This window comes from Desulfospira joergensenii DSM 10085, assembly GCF_000420085.1.
GTDB classification, from domain to species: domain Bacteria; phylum Desulfobacterota; class Desulfobacteria; order Desulfobacterales; family Desulfobacteraceae; genus Desulfospira; species Desulfospira joergensenii.
The window spans coordinates 1,494,254-1,513,295 of sequence record NZ_ATUG01000001.1; the positions used below are offsets into that span (position 1 = coordinate 1,494,254).

Genomic DNA, 19,042 nt, shown 5'->3' on the forward strand with positions numbered 1-19,042 from the left:
ACATCTGCTTAAAGGTACGGCTCAAATGGGCAGAGTCTGAAAAACCGGCCATAGGGCTGCTTCCGTCAGGTTGCTGTCGGCAATACAGGCATATTTTACCGCTTCCATTGTTTGAGCCATTTGAGGTATCGTTTGAAAGAGAGGCCTGTCTCTTCTTTAAAAAGGTGACGGACCCGGCTCTTTTGATTTGGGTCACTATACCGCACAAGGGCTGTCATTTTAAGTGCGGGCCGGATAAAGGCAGAATCAGACGGGCCTGTCCGGTCCCTTTTGCAAAGCCCCGTTGAGAAAAGTCGTTACAGACTCGATCACGCTCTCGCTGAAATCGGGTTCAAATATGTCGATTTGAGCTTCCTGAAGCAGCTTCTTTACCTGCCTGGGGCTGTAAAACATCTGCCACAGACCGAATATAAGGGCATAGATCCTCAGATGGACTTTTACCCACTGGTCCGCGCTCAGACCCGGGAAAAGTCTGCAGGTCATCTGGCTGCGGGCATCCAATAACCCGGCAAGCTGAATCTTGAATTTCAGAAACATCCCCTCGTCATCATCTCCTTCGAAAAGGCTGTTGGCAATGCTTCCCATTTTCAAGACCAGGGTATTTTCAATGATGTACTGACTTGACAGCCTGGCATACCCGGATACACTTATCTTCCCGGGATGGTTTTCCAAAGTCTCGGCAACGGAGTCATGCCACAATTTGAGCTGATGCATGTAAAGAGAAAGAAAAATCTCATTCTTTGTTTTAAAGTAAAGATAGACACTTCCCTTGGACAGTCCGGCCTTCCGGGCGATCTCGGAAACCGTGGGGAGGGTCCCTTCACTTTTTTCATAAAGCAGCCAGGCGGTTTTTAAAATTTTTTCCCTGCGTCTGAGTTTGTCTTTTTCATTGATGGCTCGTTTCCGGACTGCCATGGCCGAGGCTTCCTTTTCTGTTGCGGATCAGTATCATTTTCCGGACAGTATCAAATACCCGTTTTTAAAACAATAAAAATAATTGACTATCGGTCATTTGTTCCTTGACAACTGACCATCGGTCAATTATATTTTAAACAAATGACCACGGGTCAGTTATGCCGGCTGTTGATCCGTATGTCATGATTCTATCCATGTTTTTTAAAAAAGAAAAAGGAGAAACAGATAATGAAAAAAAAACTTATCACCTTTATCGCCATACTCAACCTGATATTTTTTAGTTCAATATCTTCGGCCCAGGCGTTTATTGATCCCGCATCTTTGACCCTGATCTTTGGTGCGGCCTTTGTCACAGTGGTGACCGGGTCTGAACTGATCAGAGATTCCCAGGCAGAGCCTGCCCAGGCGCAAATCCAAAAGGAGGACCCGGTCAAAGGCCAGGCCCGGGAAAAAACGGACAAGATCACGGAAACTCAAATTGGGACCGACCCGTCCCCTTCCGGGTCCTGATGCAGCACAAAGATCCATCCAGGGGTTTGGTCCGGCTTCCGGACCGAACCCCTGCCAAAGGTATTTTTGAGAATGCCGAGTTGCAAATATGTGGAAAAGACAACAAGAATAGTTACATTTTCGCACATTCCACCGTGCCGAATATCCATCTCGTCCCCGGAACCCATTGTTATTTCAATTCATTTTTCACCCAGACATCCTGGCACAAAAATTGCTTTTCTCTACCCCGTTATGAATTTTAATTTTGTGAACCGGGCAGTGAGCTTTTAGAAAAAAGAATCAAATGAAATCAGACATCCGTTTAGACCTGCCGTTTATCCGGGAATGGGCCGTCAAAAAGAGACCCTACCTGACCGGACAGATGAATGGTCTTGACCTGTATACAGCGCTGCAGCCCATTTTCAGCCTTGCCCACAAACGGGTGGTCGGGCATGAAGCCCTGGTAAGGGTCAAAGACACGGTAAAGGATCGCTGGGTGAGCCCTGTCTCCCTGTTTGACACCAACAAAGGTTCTGCTGAACTGATTCATCTGGACCGGCTCTGCCGCTATATTCACATCAACAACTTCAAAAGCCTGGACAATCCGGTCAACTGGCTGTTTTTAAATGTTTCCCCGACAACCATCATCAACGGCATGGAATATGGCTCCTATTTCAGAGAACTGCTTGAATTGTTTGATTTTCCGCCCCACAGGATCGTCATTGAAGTTGTGGAGCACCCCATTTCAGACAATTATCTCTTGATGGAAAATATAGAGTTTTACAAAAGCCTTGGGTGTCTGGTGGCCATTGACGACTTCGGGGCAGGCCATTCAAATTTCAACCGCATCTGGAACCTGAAACCCGACATCGTAAAGCTGGACCGGTCATTTCTGGTAAAGGCTTCCCAGCAGAAAAACATCCGGGCTCTGCTGCCGGGGATCATTGCCCTCCTTCACCAGGCAGGCTCCCTGGTTCTGGTTGAGGGAATTGAGACCCGGGACCAGGCCATCATCGCCATTGAAAGCGATGCAGATTTTGTCCAGGGATTTTATTTTGGAAGACCTTTCACAAACCTGTCAGATCCCCCCAGGGGGTTTGATCAGTTTGGGGACCTCTTTAAGCAGTATAAGGACTTTTCCAACAGGGATGATTTACGATTTCAAAAAAGAATCGATAAGTACTCCTGCCTGTTCACCCGATCGGTGGAGGGATTAAAAAGCGGCTTGACCACGGAAGAGGCGGTAACGGGCCTGATGTCCGATCCCTCGGTTGCCAGGTGTTATCTGATCGGAACCGACGGCATCCAGATCGGCAGAACCCTGTTTTCAAAGTCCTGTGCCCTGGACAAGGATCAGCGGTTTAAGCCCATAGAAGATGCCAGAAATGCCGACTGGTTCAGGCGCCATTATTTAAAACGGGCCATTCTCCATCCGGATCAGCTCCAAATCACAAGGCCCTATCTCTCCATTACCGGTGCCCATATGTGCATTACCCTTTCCATGAAATTCAAAGGGCCGGAAAAAGACAGTGTGTTGTGCTGCGATCTTGTCCTGTAAGCAGGAGAAAAGAACAACTCATCCGTTTTTATGAGCAATGGAAGCAAATGACAGCATATCAAAGGACAAGGTACCTGTCGCACTCGACGGCCATCTCTGCATTCCTGGCCTGGGTGGCAAAATCCTTGAACCCGACTCCGGGAACCTCGTCTTCCCTGCCATGGAATCCACTGGCCCGGAAACTCACGTCACATACGGAGAGCCTTGCCTTGCCGACGAGTTTTTTAAAGTCAGGTTCAAAACCCAGGCTTACCGAGTTACCCGTAAAAAAAATCTGGATCTTTTTCCCCTTGGCGTATGCCGCCTCGGTCAGGTTGACCACGTATTCAAGATGCCGGTTGGATGTAACAAGGATTCCCAATGAATCAGACATATTATCTCCTTAAATCAATCTTTTCTAATCACTTTTTCTAGTTTTTTAAACAGTTTTTCCCTGACATCTTTGTCAGATGCGTGCTCCAGAATCAGAAGATAGACCGCCTCCCTGAGAAGCTCGGATTCACTTTTGGACGCATTACATCGGCTCTGATTCACTGTCTGAAACAATTCAAATACATCCTGGCTCACAGAGGTCTTGAGGTCCATGCTATTGGGCCCCAGGTTATGAAATGCCTCCATTTCCTCTTTGCCGGGGCATTCTTCCTGTGGGAAGGCTGCTTCTGTAAGAAGCTGGTAACACTCCATGGCCCTGTCCATAAACCGTTGTTTCAGAAACTCCTCGCCCAGTGACTTTACAATTTTCCTTGCCCAGAACGCATCGTCAGAGGCGGGTTCGTTCTTGGCAAGAACACGTTTGGCAGCTTCAAGGGATCTGTCATAGCAGCTGCATCTTTCAAGCATGATGGCTGAGGCAAGATCTTTATCCATAAATAGTCCTCCTGTAAACCATTACCACCAAGAGATCACCTTATCTGCCGAAAAGATGTCCTCAACCAGGGCTTCCCAGTCGAGGTCCGGCTCATACAGGGCAACCTCTTTGTCTTCCCGGTCGGCAGTTGCCGGCAACAGGGTCTTAACGGTTTCATCCGGCTCTGTTCGATAGATATGAAGCGTTTTCATGGAATCCTCCTTAAAACGGAATAACGACCGAGGCCTCTTTTAACAAGGCTCCGATCTCGCTGAAAGAAACAAATTTAAATCCGTATTTTTCTGCATTTTCCTCGTTGTTTGTGAAACGCTCACCCTCCATTTCATCTAAAAATTCCATATTTTCACTATAGGCTTCATCCATATTCGCAATTTCATGGTTTAGAACAAACATCTGGACTTCGGCCATCTCCAGCAGCAGGCCCAGACTCGTCCGAAGTGCCTCATACTGCTGTTCCACATCCTTAACCACAACCGCTATTTTTTGAGCCATGTTTTACCCCTTTTTCACGAAATATCGGGTATAGCCTTCCGCCGAATCCTCCATGCCGAGGAACTCATTGCCTCCTTTGCCGGACCAGCCAGGGATGTCGTTCTTTGATCCCGGGTCATCTCCCAGGATCTCAAGGACCTGGCCGGAGTCCATCCCTTTCAGAGTTTTTTTTGTTTTCAAGAGGGGCATGGGGCAGGCCAGCCCCCTTGTGTCAAGCTGCAGATCCGCTGTTATTTCATTAAGCTCCATTTCATAATCTCCTTGGTTACAGGTTAAAATATGACAAATTTCTCTGATTCTTCATTCCAGATGGCAAGAAAGGCCCAGAAAACGAAAAACAGGAGAAATAAGGGAATGGTGAGTTGCCAGGAAAAGACATCCGGCATAAATACCCCCTTTCCCAATATCTCGTTAAGATTAAGCCGGGTTATCATCTTTGATACCAGGGCATTGGAAAGGGAAAATCCCACAAGGGCCATTGCCAGTTTGAGATGCCCTTCACCGACTCGCCACAGGGTGGAACTGGCGCATCCTCCGGCCAGGATCATACCCACGCCGAAAATAAGCCCGCCCACAAGACTGCCCAGGAAAAAGGGATGGTAAACCCCCATCATGGGCTCCTTGACCCAGGACCATTTGATTACGGCACTGCCCATGCCGTAAATCATGAGGCTCATGGCGACCACCTTGACCATCTCGGATTCGCCGGTCATAAAGGGACACCTGAAGGCACGCACAAAACAGAACCTTGATCGGTGCATCACAAGACCAATGAGGAATCCGAAAAAAAGGAGGCCTCCAAGAACGGCCTCATCAACGGCTGAAAAAAGATAGAATGCTCCCACGATAAAAATCAGCAAACCGCTTCCCACATAGGGCTGAACTTTGTCCCAGCCGGCTCCGAAAATCTTGCCTCCGGATTTCTTTGCCGCCATGGGCCTGACCGGAATGTTCTCCATCTCCCAGAGAAGATATTTGAGACCTATCCATGCCCCGGCGCCAAGGCCCACCATCATGGCAATGCCTCCCATGGAGAGCATGCCGGCGGCAGTATAGAATCCCCCCACATTACATCCCTTTGAAAATGCGGCTCCTGTTCCCATGAGCAGACCGCCGATGATTCCTTTTGCGTACTCCAGCGGGGGAGCCTTTCGTATCATAAACTGGCGGCTCATGAGAGCCGAAAAAAAAGCACCGGCAAATATCCCGAAATTGGATAGAGACATGGGATGAAGCCAGGGAACAAAAGGTTTTTTATCGGTAAGGCCTGCACCATATAAGATCCAGTTTCCCCAATTTTTATACCCTCCGGCTATTCCCCAGGGCGTGTCCCAAAGAAAGAGCAACAGGGCAATGACAGCGATAAAAATGCCGGCCAACCAGGAGGGCCAGTCCTGCTCAAAGACAGCAATATAATTTTTGCGGATTTCTTCTTTAATGCTTGAATAAAAGGTTCCAGAGATCATGTTACACCCCTTATCTATAAATCCATAATCCAGGTCGGTGTGAAGATTGAAATTTAATTTGCAAACTTGATACCACTTTAAAAATCTCTATAAAATCGGTAGTTTAATTATTCACGTGCTGGTTTTTGTGTTAATTATTCGCTAACCGATTAACATATGATTAACATGTGTTAATCATATACAGAACCGGAGAAGGGGTCAGAGCGGTATCAAGAATTTTATCGGGATCGATTTAGAATTTAATCAGACAGAGACGTGAACATATGGATGTCTTTTTCAAAAGAAGAAGTTCAGACCATATTATTCATTTTTTCCCGCTTAATCAACTCTATTTTATGGAAGGTCGTTTTTAAATCACACCATCGCTGCCGGGGAAGAATGGAACCGGGACTGGATAATTGACAACCTGGTAAACAGAATATCAAAAAAATTAAAACCTGGTAAAACAAAATCCTACCATTTCAAAACGCCAGGAAAGGGATCCAAAAATATCTTATTCTGGATGTAAAGAGAATCCGGTTTAACCCGATTTTTTTTCCCTGAGGGGCCCCTGGCCGCCAAGAAAGCGCAGAATCCAGTCAAAGCCCAGCAGCATCAGGGCCGAGTCGTCATTTTTCACCTCATCCGCACGATCCGGCGAAACATCAAATCTCTGCAAAAAGCTGCTCTCAAAAACAAATCTGCGAAAGGTGTCCACGTTGTAACTTGCCATGTAGGCCATGTTCATGGCAGGGTTGTCCCCTCCTTTTTCACCAAAGGAATTTTTTAAGGAGAGAAGTGCGGCAACCCTTGCCCAGGAGCTGTTGTATTGATTATAAACCTCCATGCCCTGATCTTTCATCCACTGGCCGGATGTCCATTTTTTTCCATGGTCATGGCCGAGGCAGTGGCCGTGGCGGACCCGGTAGGCGGTGATGGCAAATCCCCCCTGGGGATCCCCGTGCATGGCAGGTTCCAGGGGATATGCCCGGCATGAATAGGGTCTGTCTTCATATACCCCGCAGCCCTTTTCAGATAAAAAGGGACAGGGATGGCCCTTGGCATCCCCCATTTTCAGCATCACACTGGGAAAATACGGATTGTCCCGGAAGGCGGTGAAGGTGTGTTTGACGAGAAACTCTTCCGAAGTCATGCCAAGGAAGTGTTTCAAACGGATGATGTCGTAAGGGTAAAGCAGCATGTCCGCATCCCGGCAGCACCGGGTAAAACAGGGAACGGTCTCATTGCAGGCAAATTGGAATGTGCCGCTGCCCAGAAGGTCTCTATGGGTTTCATTGTTCTTCATTTGTCTTCTCCCACCCTTGATAGTCTCTTTTCTCTTCCAGACGAAAAATCCCCCTTCATTCCGTTTGGACCCTATCAAAATCAAATCTTTTATTTACCTCTCATCAATTCAAATGTCCATTTGAAAATTTCCCCATATGATTCTCAATTGAATTTTTCCCCATGGAAAACATATTTTTTTACATTTGAAGACTTATCTGGTATAGGCTTTTCCAGCATCCTTGATATCGACCCGGCAGTTTTCGACCACGCGAATGATGAACGGAGAAGGGAAGGCCAGTGGAAAATGAAAAAAAAATCGTCACCATCGGCGGAGGCAGCGGACAATTTGTCCTGTTGTCCGGTGTAAGGGACCTGGAGGACACCCAAACCACTGCCATTGTCTCCATGATGGACTCGGGCGGGAGTACGGGCAGATTAAGGGATGAACTGGGTATTCTTCCCCCAGGCGATATTTTAAAATGCATTCTGGCATTATCCCCTTACCAGAACACCTGCCGGTCCATTCTGCTCAAGCGGTTCCGGAAAGACCGGAGGCTGGCCGGCCACAGCGCCGGAAACATGCTTCTGACCATGCTGTCAAGGTATACGGGCAATTTCCCGGCCGGTGTGGCCGCCCTTGGCGAAATCCTGGAAGTGGACGGAACCATTCTGCCGGTGACCATTGACCGGGCCACCCTGGTGGCCGAACTCACCGACGGCAGCAGGATCTACGGAGAAGAGGCCATTGACCTGCCCAGGGGAACCCAGAGGGAGAGAATAAAAGATGTCTTTCTGGTGCCCCATCACCATGACTCGGTTTCGGTTTATCCCCCGGTTCTGGAGGCCATTGAAAAGGCTGACTTTGTTTTTATCGGGCCCGGGGATTTATTCACCAGCATCATTCCCAACCTCATTGTTCCCGGGGTAAAAGAAGCCCTGCAGAAAACCCGGGCCAAAATCTATTATATCATCAACATCATGACCAAATTCGGAGAGACCCAGAACTTTTCAGGAAAAGACTTTGTTCTCAAACTGGAGAGCCGTTTGGGGCGGCAGGTGGACGGCATCATCGGGAATCAGACCCTGCCCTCCCAAAAAGCCCTGGACACCTATCGTGAACAGAAATCCGATTTCGTTGACATGGAACGGGAGGATCCCTTCTGGGAAAACCGGGATGTCCACCTGACCGATCTTCTGGACAGCAACGCCCTTATCGTCCGCCACGAGGCCGGGAAACTGACCCGGGTCATCCGGGACATCCTCGGTTAACATCAAATGAATCCATGATCTGTATTGTCAGCCCGACCACAGACCCCGCTGTCAACCTGGCCACGGAAGAACATCTTCTGATCAACCGGACCCAATCGATGTTCATGCTCTGGAGAAGCCGGCCGGTTGTGGTGGTCGGCCGGAACCAAAACGCCCTGTCCCAAATCAACCATGATCTTATCCTAGATCAAAAGCTTACCGTGATCCGGCGTATCAGCGGCGGCGGAGCCGTGTACCAGGATTTGGGAAACCTTAATTTCTCTTTTATCGGCCCCCGCAATCTGTCCGTTTCCACAGACTACCTGCCCTATCTTACTCCCATTATGGAGGCCTTGGCAGGTTTGGGTGTAAATGCCTGCCCGGACGGGCAAAGCGATATCTCAGTGGACGGATTCAAGGTATCGGGCAATGCCCAGCATATACACAGAAACCGGGTGCTTCACCACGGCACCCTTTTGTTTGACTCGGACCTTCCGGCGCTGACAGACGCCCTTACAGCCCCTTTAAACCGCTACAGGGACAACTCCGTGGATTCGGTCCGGAAAACCGTTTCCAACTTGAAGCCCCGGCTAAAAACAGATATGGGGGTGGAATCCTTTGTGGAAAAAATGGCTGCAGCCATGACGGCCCGGCTCAATGCCGTGCGGACCGCCCTGACTATGGCGGATCACATGGCCATCCAGCAGCTGGCCCAAAAAAGGTATCGGACATGGGAATGGAATTTCGCAAGATCTCCGAAATACGATTTTGCCCGTCACATCCAGACGCCGGCCGGTCCGGTTTCCGTGAAATTCCATGTAGCAAAGGGGATCATCGGCCAGGTCCGGATAGAAGCAAATTTCCTTAAAAAACCGGGCCGGGCCGGGCTGGAAAAAGCAGTCCGGGGAAACCGGCACCGGTACAAAGATCTTTTGGAAATTTTCCATGACCATCCCGGTTTTAAAGGTTTTGCACAGGCCTTTGTCCGGAAGCTGTTCTAAATTTTAACATCCCTTCAAAACCTGCTCGATTTTTGAACACCTCTCGGATTAAATTCCTATGTTCCCCTGATCCATCTGTTGAATTTAAAGGCTTTTTTACCTTTATTTTCGGCACAGGACTTGCAGAAAAAAATTAAAGAATTAAGAACACTGACGGCAGGGAACCAAGTTGGGCAGGGGAAAAGCAGGCACCAAATTTACACATTGCCTGCCCGTTATCAATCTTTGGATATGGATAAGGAGAACTGAATGAGCACAGCACCGGAAAAAGCAGCCCAGGCCATGGCCTATTTACAAGAATACGCTCCCGAGGAATACGAGAAATACCTTGAATTCACGGCCAGATTAGGGACAAGCGGGGGATTGTCTCCCATGACCCAGGAGTTGATCCTCATCGGCTGTGCAGTCATGTCCCAATGTGAAATGTGCATCACCATTCATGTGGAAAATGCGGCTTCCATGGGCGCCTCCCGGGAAGACATCCTCCAGGCCGCCCTGATGTCAGTTGCCATGGGCGGTTCCCCCAAACTCATGTACATGTCCTATGTATTTGAAGCACTGGAGGATCTGTTTGATTAAAGGATATCTCTCAACTGCCGGGCCATGTTGGCCGGAGAAGAGTTAAGCCGGCATAACCGGCAGTTTAGAAATGAAGAGGCCGGCACCCGGATAAGGTGCCGGCCTCTTGGTTTTGTTGTGCCCGATTAGGCGAACAGGCCGTCCCCCGAAGCATTGCCCAGTCCAGGGTGGATGTCGAAGCGGACAACCCCTACGGGAATCTTTCCTTCCACCGCGTCGGTGACCACTGCCGCGCCCCGGTTACCGAACCCGCCGCACAGTTCAATGGCCGCGACTCCTTCAGCCAGAAGCTGTTTTGCAATTTCTGCAGCCTGGGCGTAATCTTTCACCCCCACGGCCAGCAGTTTCACTTTCGGAGTTTCGATCCACTGCCGGTGGGTTTTTGGATCCGCTTCCGGGGCCACAAATATGAAGGCTGCTTTCAGAACGTCTGACATTTCTTCCTCCTTTTTTTAAAAAAAATCGATACAGGGTAAAATTCTTTCTTTTATATTCAACAGAACCAGCCAAACCGGATCAATCCTCTTGGGATACCATGATCCGGTTTTTCCGGGCCCAGGACATGGTCCTGTGAACGTCAATGACCAGCGGTCCTTTGCCGGAGAGACGCACCATGGCTGTCTGCCCCTGCTTTAGGCTTGTCTCCCGCTCGCCGTCCAGGGCCAGGACACACCGGGGGGATTCTACCGCCACTAAAATATCCTCCTCCAGAAAATCCCATTGCCGCACCCGGACCTCCCTGAGCAGCCCCGGCGCGATGGCCGCCGTGACCTTTTGTTTTCCGCCCCTCCCAAGGCGCAGATGCAGGCCCCGGTGCTCTTCGGGTAAAACCTCGGCCAGCTGCCCGCCCACGGCGGACAGGCCGATGGAATCCGGTCGGCACCGGGTCAAAAAAAGTTGAGACACCTTTTCCATATCCCAGATTGCCCGGGATGCGATGAACCGGTCATTGTATACGGCCACATCCACCAGCGCCATATCCACCGGGATTCCATCCACCAGCACATCCAGCTGGCACGATCGGTAGACCCCGCCGGATTGGGGAACCTTCCCGGTGGCGATGAGCCCGGCTGCAATTCCGCCGATGGTCGCTTCGATCATGTAGGGGAACACATTGTTGGTTCCCGTGGAAATCGGCAGCATGGGCGTTTTTCCATTGTTCTTTTTGGCCACGGCCCGGCAGGTGCCGTCACCGCCGAGGACGATCACGGCATCGGCTCCGTTCTGACCGACCCATTGGCCTGCGGCAACGGAATCGTTCTGGTTCCCCTTGGGCTGAATGGGGATTTCCGCCAGGTCCATGGAAATGTCCAGTCCCTGGACCGCCCGGGGAACAATGGCGTACTCATCCGGCATATACCTGACCCGTGTGACCCCGACAGCCTCCAGGCCCGTCAGCAACCGCCGGACAATACGAACCTTTTCCTGATTGTCAAAAACACTGCCGTGGGCCACCAGCCGGCGGATATCTTTTCCGGATACGGGATTGGCTATGATACCAACCGTTGACAAAGCAATTCCCCCTTCCGCGAATGCCGATCTGCCCGGATGTAAAACCGGGCAGATCGGGCTGAAAATTCGCATGCATGTGTTCTGATTTATTCCCTCATCTTTTTGGCTGCTGCCACAATATCATCCACCCCCGGAATAAAGGCCTGCTCCAGGGGAGGAGAAAAGGGGACCGGTGTGAACGGCGCGCCGACCCGGACAATGGGAGCATCCAGCAGGTCAAAGCCGTCTTCAGCCACCTGGGCGGCGATTTCAGCCCCGGCTCCTGCGGTCCTTACGGCTTCATGGGCAATAAGAAGCCCATGGGTTTTGCCTACGGAATTCAAAATGGTGTCCATATCCAGGGGGGAAAGGGTCCGGGGATCCACCACTTCGGCCTTGAGTCCCTCTTCGGCCAGTTTATCCGCGGCTTCAAAGGCGGTGAGCAGCATGTTAGAGAAGGCCACAATGGTCAGATCCTCCCCTTCCCTGACGACGTTGGCCTTGCCGAAATCAATGGTATAAGATTCCTCGGGAACCTCTCCCTCTGTTCCGTAAAGCATTTTATGCTCCAGAAAGACCACGGGGTTGTCATCCCTGATCGCGGAGATGAGAAGCCCCTTGGCGTCATACGGGGTAGCCGGGATGACCACCTTCAGACCCGGCACATGCATGAACCAGGCCTCCAGGGACTGGGAATGCTGGGCCGCGGCACCGAGCCCCGCTCCCTGGGGCATTCTGAGCACCATGGGGATTTTGGCCTTTCCCCCAAACATATACCGCATTTTGGCGGCCTGGTTGAAAAGCTGATCCAGGGCCACGCCGATGAAATCCACAAACATGAGTTCCGCGACCGGGCGAAGCCCTGCGGCTGCCGCACCGGTGGCTGCACCGACAATGGCGCTCTCGGTGATGGGGGTGTCTTTGACCCGGTCTTCCCCGAACTGATCAAGAAGACCCTGGGTCACCCCGAAACAGCCGCCGAACTGCCCCACGTCCTCTCCGAAAATCAATACATTGGAGTCCCTTTCCATTTCCTGCCTGAGCGCTTCATTTATGGCCTCTAAATATGTTTTGGTTGCCATGATTCCTCCTTTGGTATCTTTTTTGACATTTTGCAAAAGCATAAAATTAATTATTCAAAGTCACTCAGGCATAGACATCGTGGGTGAGATCGGACGCATCAGGCAGGGGGCTTTCCAAAGCGAAAGCAACCGCTGCCTCAAGATCGGCTTCCACTTTCTTGCTGAGTTCCGCCACCTGTTCAGCGGTCATGATTTCTTCTTCAACCAGCTTTTTCTCATACAGGGCGACCGGATCTTTTTCTTTCCAGGCTTCCAGTTCTTTGTCGTCCCGGTATACGCAGGCGTCCCCTTCAAAGTGTCCCCGCCACCGGTAGGTCTTGCATTCGATCAAAGAGGGTCCCTGCCCGCTGCGGGCCCGCTTCACGCCCTCGGAAACCGCTTCATACACGGCCAGGACATCGTTTCCATCCACCACCACACCAGGCATGTCATAGGCCGAGGCCCGGTCGGCAATATCGGTAATGGCCATGGACTTGCTGGTGGGACATGAAATTCCGTATCCGTTGTTTTCATTGACAAACACAACCGGAAGCTTCCAGGCGCTGGCCAGATTGAGGGCTTCCTGGGTGGTACCCTGGTTGGAGGCGCCGTCTCCGAAAAAACAGACCGCCACATGATCTTCCCCCCGGTATTTAATGGCCAGGGCCGCGCCGTTGGCCAATGGTCCGCCCCCGCCCACGATACCGTTGGCACCCAGGATGCCGAGATCCACATCGGCAATGTGCATGGAACCGCCCTTGCCCTTGCAATATCCCGTGGTCCGGCCGAAAATTTCCGACATCATCTGGTTCAGGTTTCCCCCCTTGGCAATCACGTGGCCGTGGCCCCGGTGGGTGCTGGTGATGTAGTCCTTGTCCCGCAGGCTGGCGCAGGCTCCTGCGGCAATGGCTTCTTCCCCAAGGTAGAGATGAACGAATCCGGGGATCTTTCCGTCTGCGAAAAATCCCTGGACCCGGTTTTCAAAATGCCGGATTTTGAGCATGGTGTGAAGCATCTCAACCATTTGTTCATTGGAAAGACTCATTTGGATACCTCCTTGACTTTTCCTGTCTTACTGCCCCGTTCAAACGAAGCACAGCAGGATGATGTTAATGTTTTTAGATCTTTATCCCCGATACTCGGAATCAATATCGATCCAGACGGTTACCGCCGTATTGGCCACCATTATGGTGTCACAGCCTTCCGCGAACGTGCTCACGCAGATTCCCCGGGCACACATCCCACCGGCGGTGGTTGACACCGATGGGGTGCCGATGGGAATCTGTGCCTTTACCGCCTCGACGTCCACCTGATCGGGCCGGGGGCAGGCCACCAGGACCTCCACATGAACCCCCTGGAACTGCTTTCGATTCAAAATCTCAAGGATCCCGCACAGGCAGCTCCTGGAAACCGCGTCTTTCACCGCCCGGCAGGCCGCTTTCGTGACATCGTTTCCATGAAGATCCGCCCCGGTTCCCAATTCCACAATAAAGCGTTTTTTGGCCATGTTATCTCCCCCTGTTGTATTTCAAACTCTCGAGCCAGCCGGGGCGTTCCGTTTCCCTGTTTGACGCAGGCGGATCAGGGACGGGCATCCCCGGGGCCGTCCGTACCGGTTACCCCAGAAGCGTGAGAGGGTCTTCCAGGTAATTGGCCAGTGTCCTGAGGAATGTCATGGCCGGCACCCCGTCCACGACCCGGTGGTCAAAGGTCAGACTCAGGGTCATATGGGTCCTGGCGCAGATTTCCCCCTTGTATACGGCGGCCGTTTCTTTGGCCCGGCCCACGCCGAGGATCCCGGTTTCCGGCGGATTGAGGATAGGGGTAAACCCATCCACCCCGATCATGGATACATTGGTGATGGTAAAGGTGCCGCCCTGGATTTCATCCATGGTCAATTCGTTGTTCCTGGCCTTTTTGGCCAGTTCCCGGATCCGGACCGCCATCTCTATCAGGCCTAAGGTGTCGGCCATCTTGACATTGGGCACCACCAGGCCTTCTTCCAGGGCCACGGCAATGCCCAGGTTCACGTTTCTGCCCAGCTCGATCCCCTGGTCTGTGAGGCAGGAATTCATGATGGGATGGTCCTTCAATGCCCGGCACACTGCATAGGCCACGATGTCGTTAAAAGATACCCTGGGGAGATCCGTATTTTCGTATTTTTTCCTTAGTTTATTCTTCAACTCGACCATGGGGGTCACATCTGCGTCCACGAACACGGAAAGCTGGGCAGCATTGTGCAGGCTGGCCATCATATTGTCGGCAATGACCTGGCGCAGTCCCTCCATGGGAATGACGGTACCTGGAACCGGCCCGGCCGCCTTTAACTGGGATGCCGAGGGCTTGACGGCCCGGAGGACGTCTGCCTTGGTGATTTTCCCGCCCGCTCCGGTTCCTGGTACCAGGCGGATGTCGATACCTGCCATTTTGGCGGCTGCCACGGCGCTCTCGCTGGCATAAACGGATGCCGGCTCCGGCGCAGGGGGAGCCGCGTCCAGTTTTTCCTTAAAGTCCTTCACATCCTGCTCCACCACCCGCCCCTTGGGGCCTGAACCTGGGACCTCTGCCAGATCAATCCCCCAGTCCTTGGCCTGGCGCCTGGCCAGGGGAGAGGCAGGGATAAATCCGGATTTTTTTGGTTTCCCTTCATCTGCCGCCGGTGATTCCTCCCGGGGTTCGCCGTCTTTTTCCTCTTTTACAACGGCCTCCCTTGGTTCCGGAGTTTCACCTTCCCGGGCCAGGACCGCCAGCACCGTCATGACCGGAACGGTCTCCCCCTCGGGCACCACGATTTGAAATAAAATGCCGTCATCGGGAGATTCCACAGTATTGGTAATTTTGCTGGTTTCCACCTCAAGCAAATTCTCGCCTTTTGATACCGTGTCCCCTTGGGCTTTCAGCCATTTGGACACCTTTCCCTCTTTCATGGTCAGCCCCCATTTGGGCATCAGAACTTCAACAGCCACAATTTCCCTCCTTTCAAAACCCAATCTCGGATCGAATTCGACTGGAAAATCCACTTTCCCGGACAATTTAAGGAAAACAATAAGCAAGACAAGTGCCAGCCAATATTTGCTTATAAATCCAGAAGGATAAAAAACAATCGATTTCCAGTGTCCTGAATTCGAACAGGAGAAAAATAAAATTTGATTCAGAAACTCAATTATTATAGGATGCCTTAATTATTTCCACTGATACCAGACAGGGTTCTGCCATGTATGAATTCATCAGAAGGGAAAACGGCTACCGGATTGTCAAGATAGACCCGCCTGAAAACCGGGGAACTTCATTGCCTCCCCAATTGCCGGACATTAGGAATCCTTCACCGGTGGATTTCAAATCCTGGCGGAATTTTGTGGATAAAGGAACCGTAGACACGGGCCGGATCCATACACCCATTTTAAATTCATGGCAGAGATGCCGCAGCATGGGGGTGGACCCGACCCTGGGCAAATGCGAAGACATCCGCTCCATGGGAGAGCTGTCCTCGGAACTGTTCAGTTTAAAGGATATTGTATCCGATACCATCGGGTTTATCTATGAAACGGTCAAGGACCGGGGGTTACTGGTAACCATTTCCGATGCCGGCGGGTACCTGATCTCCATGTTCGGGGACCACCGGACCCTTCTGGGGGCAGATCACCTCAACTTCGGTCCCGGAGCCAACTGGTCCGAAGGCAGCGTCGGCACCAATGCCATTGGCACGGCCCTGGCTGAAGGGCAGATGCTGCAGGTTTCCGGCAGGGAGCACTTTTGTGAAAGCCACCACTCCTGGATCTGCTCTGCAGCACCGATATTCAACCTGGACAGCCGGGTCATGGGATGCGTCGACATCTCCGGCCCCATGACTTCCGACCACAGCGACGCCTTAACCCTGGCCGTTAAAGGGGCAAGGATTCTGGAAAGCCGGCTCATCCGGTGCCAAAGCATGGAACTGCGCCGTCAGTCCTCCCGGATCATCTCCTCGGCCTTCAACACGGTCATGACCGGTCTGATTTTCCTGGACCTTGCCGGCAGGATCCAGGTGGCCAACCCCATTGCCGCATCCCTGCTCGGGAAACAAAGCCATGAACTCATCGGATGTCCCATGGACACCTGGTGCCGGACGGCATCGGCCCTGGAAAAGATAAAGGCCGCGCCCCGTCTCTATGCGGAAAAAGGATTTTCCCTGAAATGGCGTCTGTCCAACCCCATGGATGTCCGCCTGTACCCGGTCACCACATCAAACGACGTGGTCATGGGCTTTATCCTGGTGCTCAAGGAACTTCAAGGGATCCGCCGGGCTCCCCCATTCCCGGCAAAGCCCGACCTGAACCGGGATCCCTTCCAAAGCATCATCGGCCAGAGCAGCGCCATAAACAAGGCCCTGGAAACGGCCAGGCGTGTGGCCGACACCTCCACCACGGTTCTGATCACCGGAGACAGCGGCACGGGAAAGGAAATTCTGGCTCAGTCCCTTCACTGTTCCAGCTCCCGGTCCAAGGGCCCCTTTGTGGCGGTGAACTGCGGGGCCATCCCCCGGGAACTCATCCAGAGCGAGCTTTTCGGCTATGCCACTGGGGCCTTTACCGGCGCTAAAAAAGGGGGCAGTCCCGGCAAATTCGAGCAGGCATCCAAGGGCACCCTGTTTCTGGATGAAATCGCGGAAATGCCCTTGTTTTTACAGGTGAATCTGCTCCGGATCCTTGAAGAGGGACAGGTGACAAGGGTGGGAGGAACCCAACCCATCCCCATTGATGTCCGTATCATTGCGGCCACCAACAAGGATCTAAAGCCCCTGGTAGAAAAAAAGAAACTCCGCCAGGACCTTTTTTACCGGCTCAACGTGGTGAAAATCCATCTCCCGCCCCTGCGGGACAGGGGCAACGACCTCACCCTTCTGGCCACCTATTTCATCGGGGAAATGGCCGAAAAACTGGGGCGGAAAGTCCGGTCCGTGGATCCGCTCTTTTACGCGGCTCTTAAAAATTATGAGTGGCCGGGAAATGTTCGCGAGTTAAAGTATGCCATAGAAGGAGCCATTGCACTCATGTCCGAAAACCGCCGCCTGTCAGCCGAATGCCTCCCGACGGATATCAGAAAGCAGTCTGGCGTACCTGTTTTGCCGAAACCCGGCAAAAATCCGGACACCAATTTCAGCCTCAAGGCCATGGAAGAGGAAACCATCCAAAAAGCCCAACAGCACTTTTCAGGAAATGTCTCTCAGATGGCCAAGGCCCTCGGCATCGGCCGGAACACCCTGTATGCAAAACTGAAGAAACACCGGATATCCAAGGGCTGAAGCCGGGTCTGAAGGAACTTTCACCGGTACTGTGGACGATACCCGTGCCGGCAGAGGCCTGAACGGCACTGGGAAACAGGCCTTGGCCCCATCCGGGACATCATCGGTCAATTTCACAGATCCGGTCCGGAAACCGGGTCAGGGATTCAAGCCCCTCTTCCTTAACCAGGAAGGTGTTTTCAATTCCCACCACCCCTTTGCCCGGGATCACCGCCTTGGGTTCCAGGGCGATTACCATGCCCGGCTCCAGGGTCAGCGACTGGCCCTGGGCGATAAAGGGAAACTCATCCAGTTCAATTCCCAGGCCATGTCCGGCAAACCGGATCCGGGGCTCTGCCCCGCCCATGAAGGTGTCTCCATGGCCCAGATCCGTTGCCGTCTGAACCATGTACTCATAAAGGTCACCGGTAAGGCTTCCCGGTAACGCCTTTTTCATCACTGCCTCCTGGATGGAGAGCATGTCTGAATGGGCCTGTTCCAAATCAGGGGACAGTCGGCCCAGGGAAAAAATCCGGGCATGGTCACTCAGGTATCCGTCCAGGGCAAATACATAATCCACCAGAACCGGCTCTCCGGATTGAATGGGAACAAATCCGGCACCCTGGCCGACAAAGGGGTTAAGACCGGCTCCGCTGGTGGGGGACGAAATCGCCCCGGGCAGAGCTGCCCCGGCACCGGACAGGATATGGCCGTAAAAGAGGTCATTGTTCCAGAGCCTCATGGACACCAGGCCCTGGTGGCCCAGTATCCGGGCATGGGCCTCCAGCTCGGAGGCCAGCTCAATTTCCGTGATTCCTTCGCAGATGACCTCTGCCGCCTTCCGGGCCACCTGATCGGCCAGGGCGGATGCCCGGCGGATGCAGTTGATCTCAAACTCCGACTTTACCGCCCTCTGAAGACGGACCTGGAGAGAGATATCCCGGATCTCGGAACCGCCGAAGATCTCCTTGAACATGAGAAACTGAGCCGCGGGAAGCACATCCAGCTCAAGCCCCAGGACTCCGGGCAGGCGGTATCCCTGTTCTTCCAGGGCGGCGGGGATCTTCTTGGGACTGAGCAGGGGGATGATCCGGTCCAGACCGGATTCGTTCCCGGCCCGGTTGATATCCTTGAAGACCATGAACAGGGGCCGGCCATCGGCCGGGATATAAAGCCAGCCGGACTGGGTGGTTCCGCTGTAGTAGAAAAGGTCTGCTCTCTGGATGATCAACGCCCCCTCAATCCCTTGCCTGCTGAGGCGATCTTGAAACCCTTTGATCCGGTTTTCCAGTTCCGTTACCGGGGTGATCTTGGGTTGAAATTTCATCCGTTCTCCTCCGTTTCATCT

At 52.4% G+C, this 19,042-nt stretch carries 21 protein-coding genes; 6 read left to right on the top strand and 15 right to left on the bottom strand.

Translation table 11 applies throughout. The features are described 5' to 3' along the window. Positions 1-246 precede the first annotated feature (246 nt). Positions 247-915: a TetR/AcrR family transcriptional regulator gene (locus F608_RS0107520; RefSeq protein WP_022665016.1), complete on the bottom strand. Its 669-nt coding sequence runs from the start codon at positions 913-915 to the stop codon at positions 247-249. Between the two features lie 228 nt (positions 916-1,143). Here F608_RS0107520 and F608_RS0107525 point away from each other — a divergent pair, with 228 nt between their 5' ends. Then, the gene (locus tag F608_RS0107525; protein ID WP_022665017.1) at positions 1,144-1,425 is read left to right on the top strand and encodes a hypothetical protein; all 282 of its coding nucleotides are present in this window, start codon (positions 1,144-1,146) and stop codon (positions 1,423-1,425) included. 283 nt (positions 1,426-1,708) lie between these two features. Further along, complete coding sequence (locus tag F608_RS0107530; RefSeq protein WP_022665018.1) at positions 1,709-2,962, top strand: EAL domain-containing protein; 1,254 nt, start codon at positions 1,709-1,711, stop codon at positions 2,960-2,962. A 58-nt stretch (positions 2,963-3,020) separates the two neighbouring features. On the opposite strand, the gene F608_RS0107535 is transcribed toward F608_RS0107530, so the two are convergent. From F608_RS0107535 to F608_RS0107565, 7 genes are all read right to left on the bottom strand, one after another. Continuing rightward, positions 3,021-3,335 carry a hypothetical protein gene (locus F608_RS0107535; RefSeq protein ID WP_022665019.1) on the bottom strand — a complete coding sequence of 105 codons (315 nt, stop codon included), beginning with the start codon at positions 3,333-3,335 and terminating at the stop codon, positions 3,021-3,023. Between the two features lie 14 nt (positions 3,336-3,349). Beyond that, positions 3,350-3,829 carry a hypothetical protein gene (locus F608_RS0107540; protein WP_022665020.1) on the bottom strand — a complete coding sequence of 160 codons (480 nt, stop codon included), beginning with the start codon at positions 3,827-3,829 and terminating at the stop codon, positions 3,350-3,352. A gap of 21 nt (positions 3,830-3,850) precedes the next feature. Next, positions 3,851-4,021 carry a hypothetical protein gene (locus F608_RS36565; RefSeq protein ID WP_022665021.1) on the bottom strand — a complete coding sequence of 57 codons (171 nt, stop codon included), beginning with the start codon at positions 4,019-4,021 and terminating at the stop codon, positions 3,851-3,853. Positions 4,022-4,031: 10 nt separating this feature from the next. Next, positions 4,032-4,322: a hypothetical protein gene (locus F608_RS0107550; RefSeq protein WP_022665022.1), complete on the bottom strand. Its 291-nt coding sequence runs from the start codon at positions 4,320-4,322 to the stop codon at positions 4,032-4,034. Positions 4,323-4,325: 3 nt separating this feature from the next. Next, the gene (locus tag F608_RS0107555; RefSeq protein ID WP_022665023.1) at positions 4,326-4,571 is read right to left on the bottom strand and encodes a sulfurtransferase TusA family protein; all 246 of its coding nucleotides are present in this window, start codon (positions 4,569-4,571) and stop codon (positions 4,326-4,328) included. A gap of 23 nt (positions 4,572-4,594) precedes the next feature. Beyond that, on the bottom strand, positions 4,595-5,788 hold the full coding sequence (locus tag F608_RS0107560; RefSeq protein ID WP_022665024.1) for a YeeE/YedE thiosulfate transporter family protein: 1,194 nt from the start codon (positions 5,786-5,788) through the stop codon (positions 4,595-4,597). A gap of 520 nt (positions 5,789-6,308) precedes the next feature. Continuing rightward, positions 6,309-7,073 carry a YkgJ family cysteine cluster protein gene (locus F608_RS0107565; RefSeq protein WP_022665025.1) on the bottom strand — a complete coding sequence of 255 codons (765 nt, stop codon included), beginning with the start codon at positions 7,071-7,073 and terminating at the stop codon, positions 6,309-6,311. A gap of 278 nt (positions 7,074-7,351) precedes the next feature. Between F608_RS0107565 and F608_RS0107570 the strand changes: the two genes are divergently transcribed. From F608_RS0107570 to F608_RS0107580, 3 genes are all read left to right on the top strand, one after another. Next, positions 7,352-8,323 (top strand): gluconeogenesis factor YvcK family protein, encoded by a 972-nt coding sequence (locus F608_RS0107570; protein WP_022665026.1) that lies wholly within the window; start codon positions 7,352-7,354, stop codon positions 8,321-8,323. Positions 8,324-8,337: 14 nt separating this feature from the next. After that, positions 8,338-9,303: a lipoate--protein ligase gene (gene lplA, locus F608_RS31125; RefSeq protein ID WP_022665027.1), complete on the top strand. Its 966-nt coding sequence runs from the start codon at positions 8,338-8,340 to the stop codon at positions 9,301-9,303. Between the two features lie 249 nt (positions 9,304-9,552). After that, complete coding sequence (locus tag F608_RS0107580) at positions 9,553-9,882, top strand: carboxymuconolactone decarboxylase family protein (RefSeq protein WP_022665028.1); 330 nt, start codon at positions 9,553-9,555, stop codon at positions 9,880-9,882. 125 nt (positions 9,883-10,007) lie between these two features. On the opposite strand, the gene F608_RS0107590 is transcribed toward F608_RS0107580, so the two are convergent. From F608_RS0107590 to F608_RS0107615, 6 genes are all read right to left on the bottom strand, one after another. Beyond that, positions 10,008-10,319, bottom strand: a complete 312-nt coding sequence (locus tag F608_RS0107590) for a DUF6506 family protein (protein ID WP_022665030.1) — start codon at positions 10,317-10,319, stop codon at positions 10,008-10,010. A gap of 79 nt (positions 10,320-10,398) precedes the next feature. After that, positions 10,399-11,394, bottom strand: coding sequence for an ATP-NAD kinase family protein (locus F608_RS0107595; RefSeq protein WP_022665031.1), 996 nt, complete (start codon positions 11,392-11,394; stop codon positions 10,399-10,401). 86 nt (positions 11,395-11,480) lie between these two features. Continuing rightward, complete coding sequence (locus F608_RS0107600) at positions 11,481-12,455, bottom strand: alpha-ketoacid dehydrogenase subunit beta (protein WP_027362559.1); 975 nt, start codon at positions 12,453-12,455, stop codon at positions 11,481-11,483. A gap of 64 nt (positions 12,456-12,519) precedes the next feature. Continuing rightward, a complete protein-coding gene (locus F608_RS0107605; RefSeq protein ID WP_022665033.1) occupies positions 12,520-13,479 on the bottom strand; it encodes a thiamine pyrophosphate-dependent dehydrogenase E1 component subunit alpha in 960 nt (319 codons plus the stop codon). Between the two features lie 81 nt (positions 13,480-13,560). Next, entirely contained in the window at positions 13,561-13,941 is a 381-nt protein-coding gene (locus F608_RS0107610) for a Lin0512 family protein (RefSeq protein WP_022665034.1), read from the bottom strand. A gap of 109 nt (positions 13,942-14,050) precedes the next feature. Beyond that, complete coding sequence (locus F608_RS0107615; RefSeq protein WP_027362560.1) at positions 14,051-15,400, bottom strand: dihydrolipoamide acetyltransferase family protein; 1,350 nt, start codon at positions 15,398-15,400, stop codon at positions 14,051-14,053. A gap of 248 nt (positions 15,401-15,648) precedes the next feature. Between F608_RS0107615 and F608_RS0107620 the strand changes: the two genes are divergently transcribed. Beyond that, positions 15,649-17,715, top strand: coding sequence for a sigma-54-dependent Fis family transcriptional regulator (locus tag F608_RS0107620; protein WP_022665036.1), 2,067 nt, complete (start codon positions 15,649-15,651; stop codon positions 17,713-17,715). Positions 17,716-17,815: 100 nt separating this feature from the next. Here F608_RS0107620 and F608_RS0107625 read toward each other — a convergent pair whose 3' ends face one another. Beyond that, on the bottom strand, positions 17,816-19,021 hold the full coding sequence (locus F608_RS0107625; RefSeq protein WP_022665037.1) for a M24 family metallopeptidase: 1,206 nt from the start codon (positions 19,019-19,021) through the stop codon (positions 17,816-17,818). Positions 19,022-19,042 lie beyond the last annotated feature (21 nt).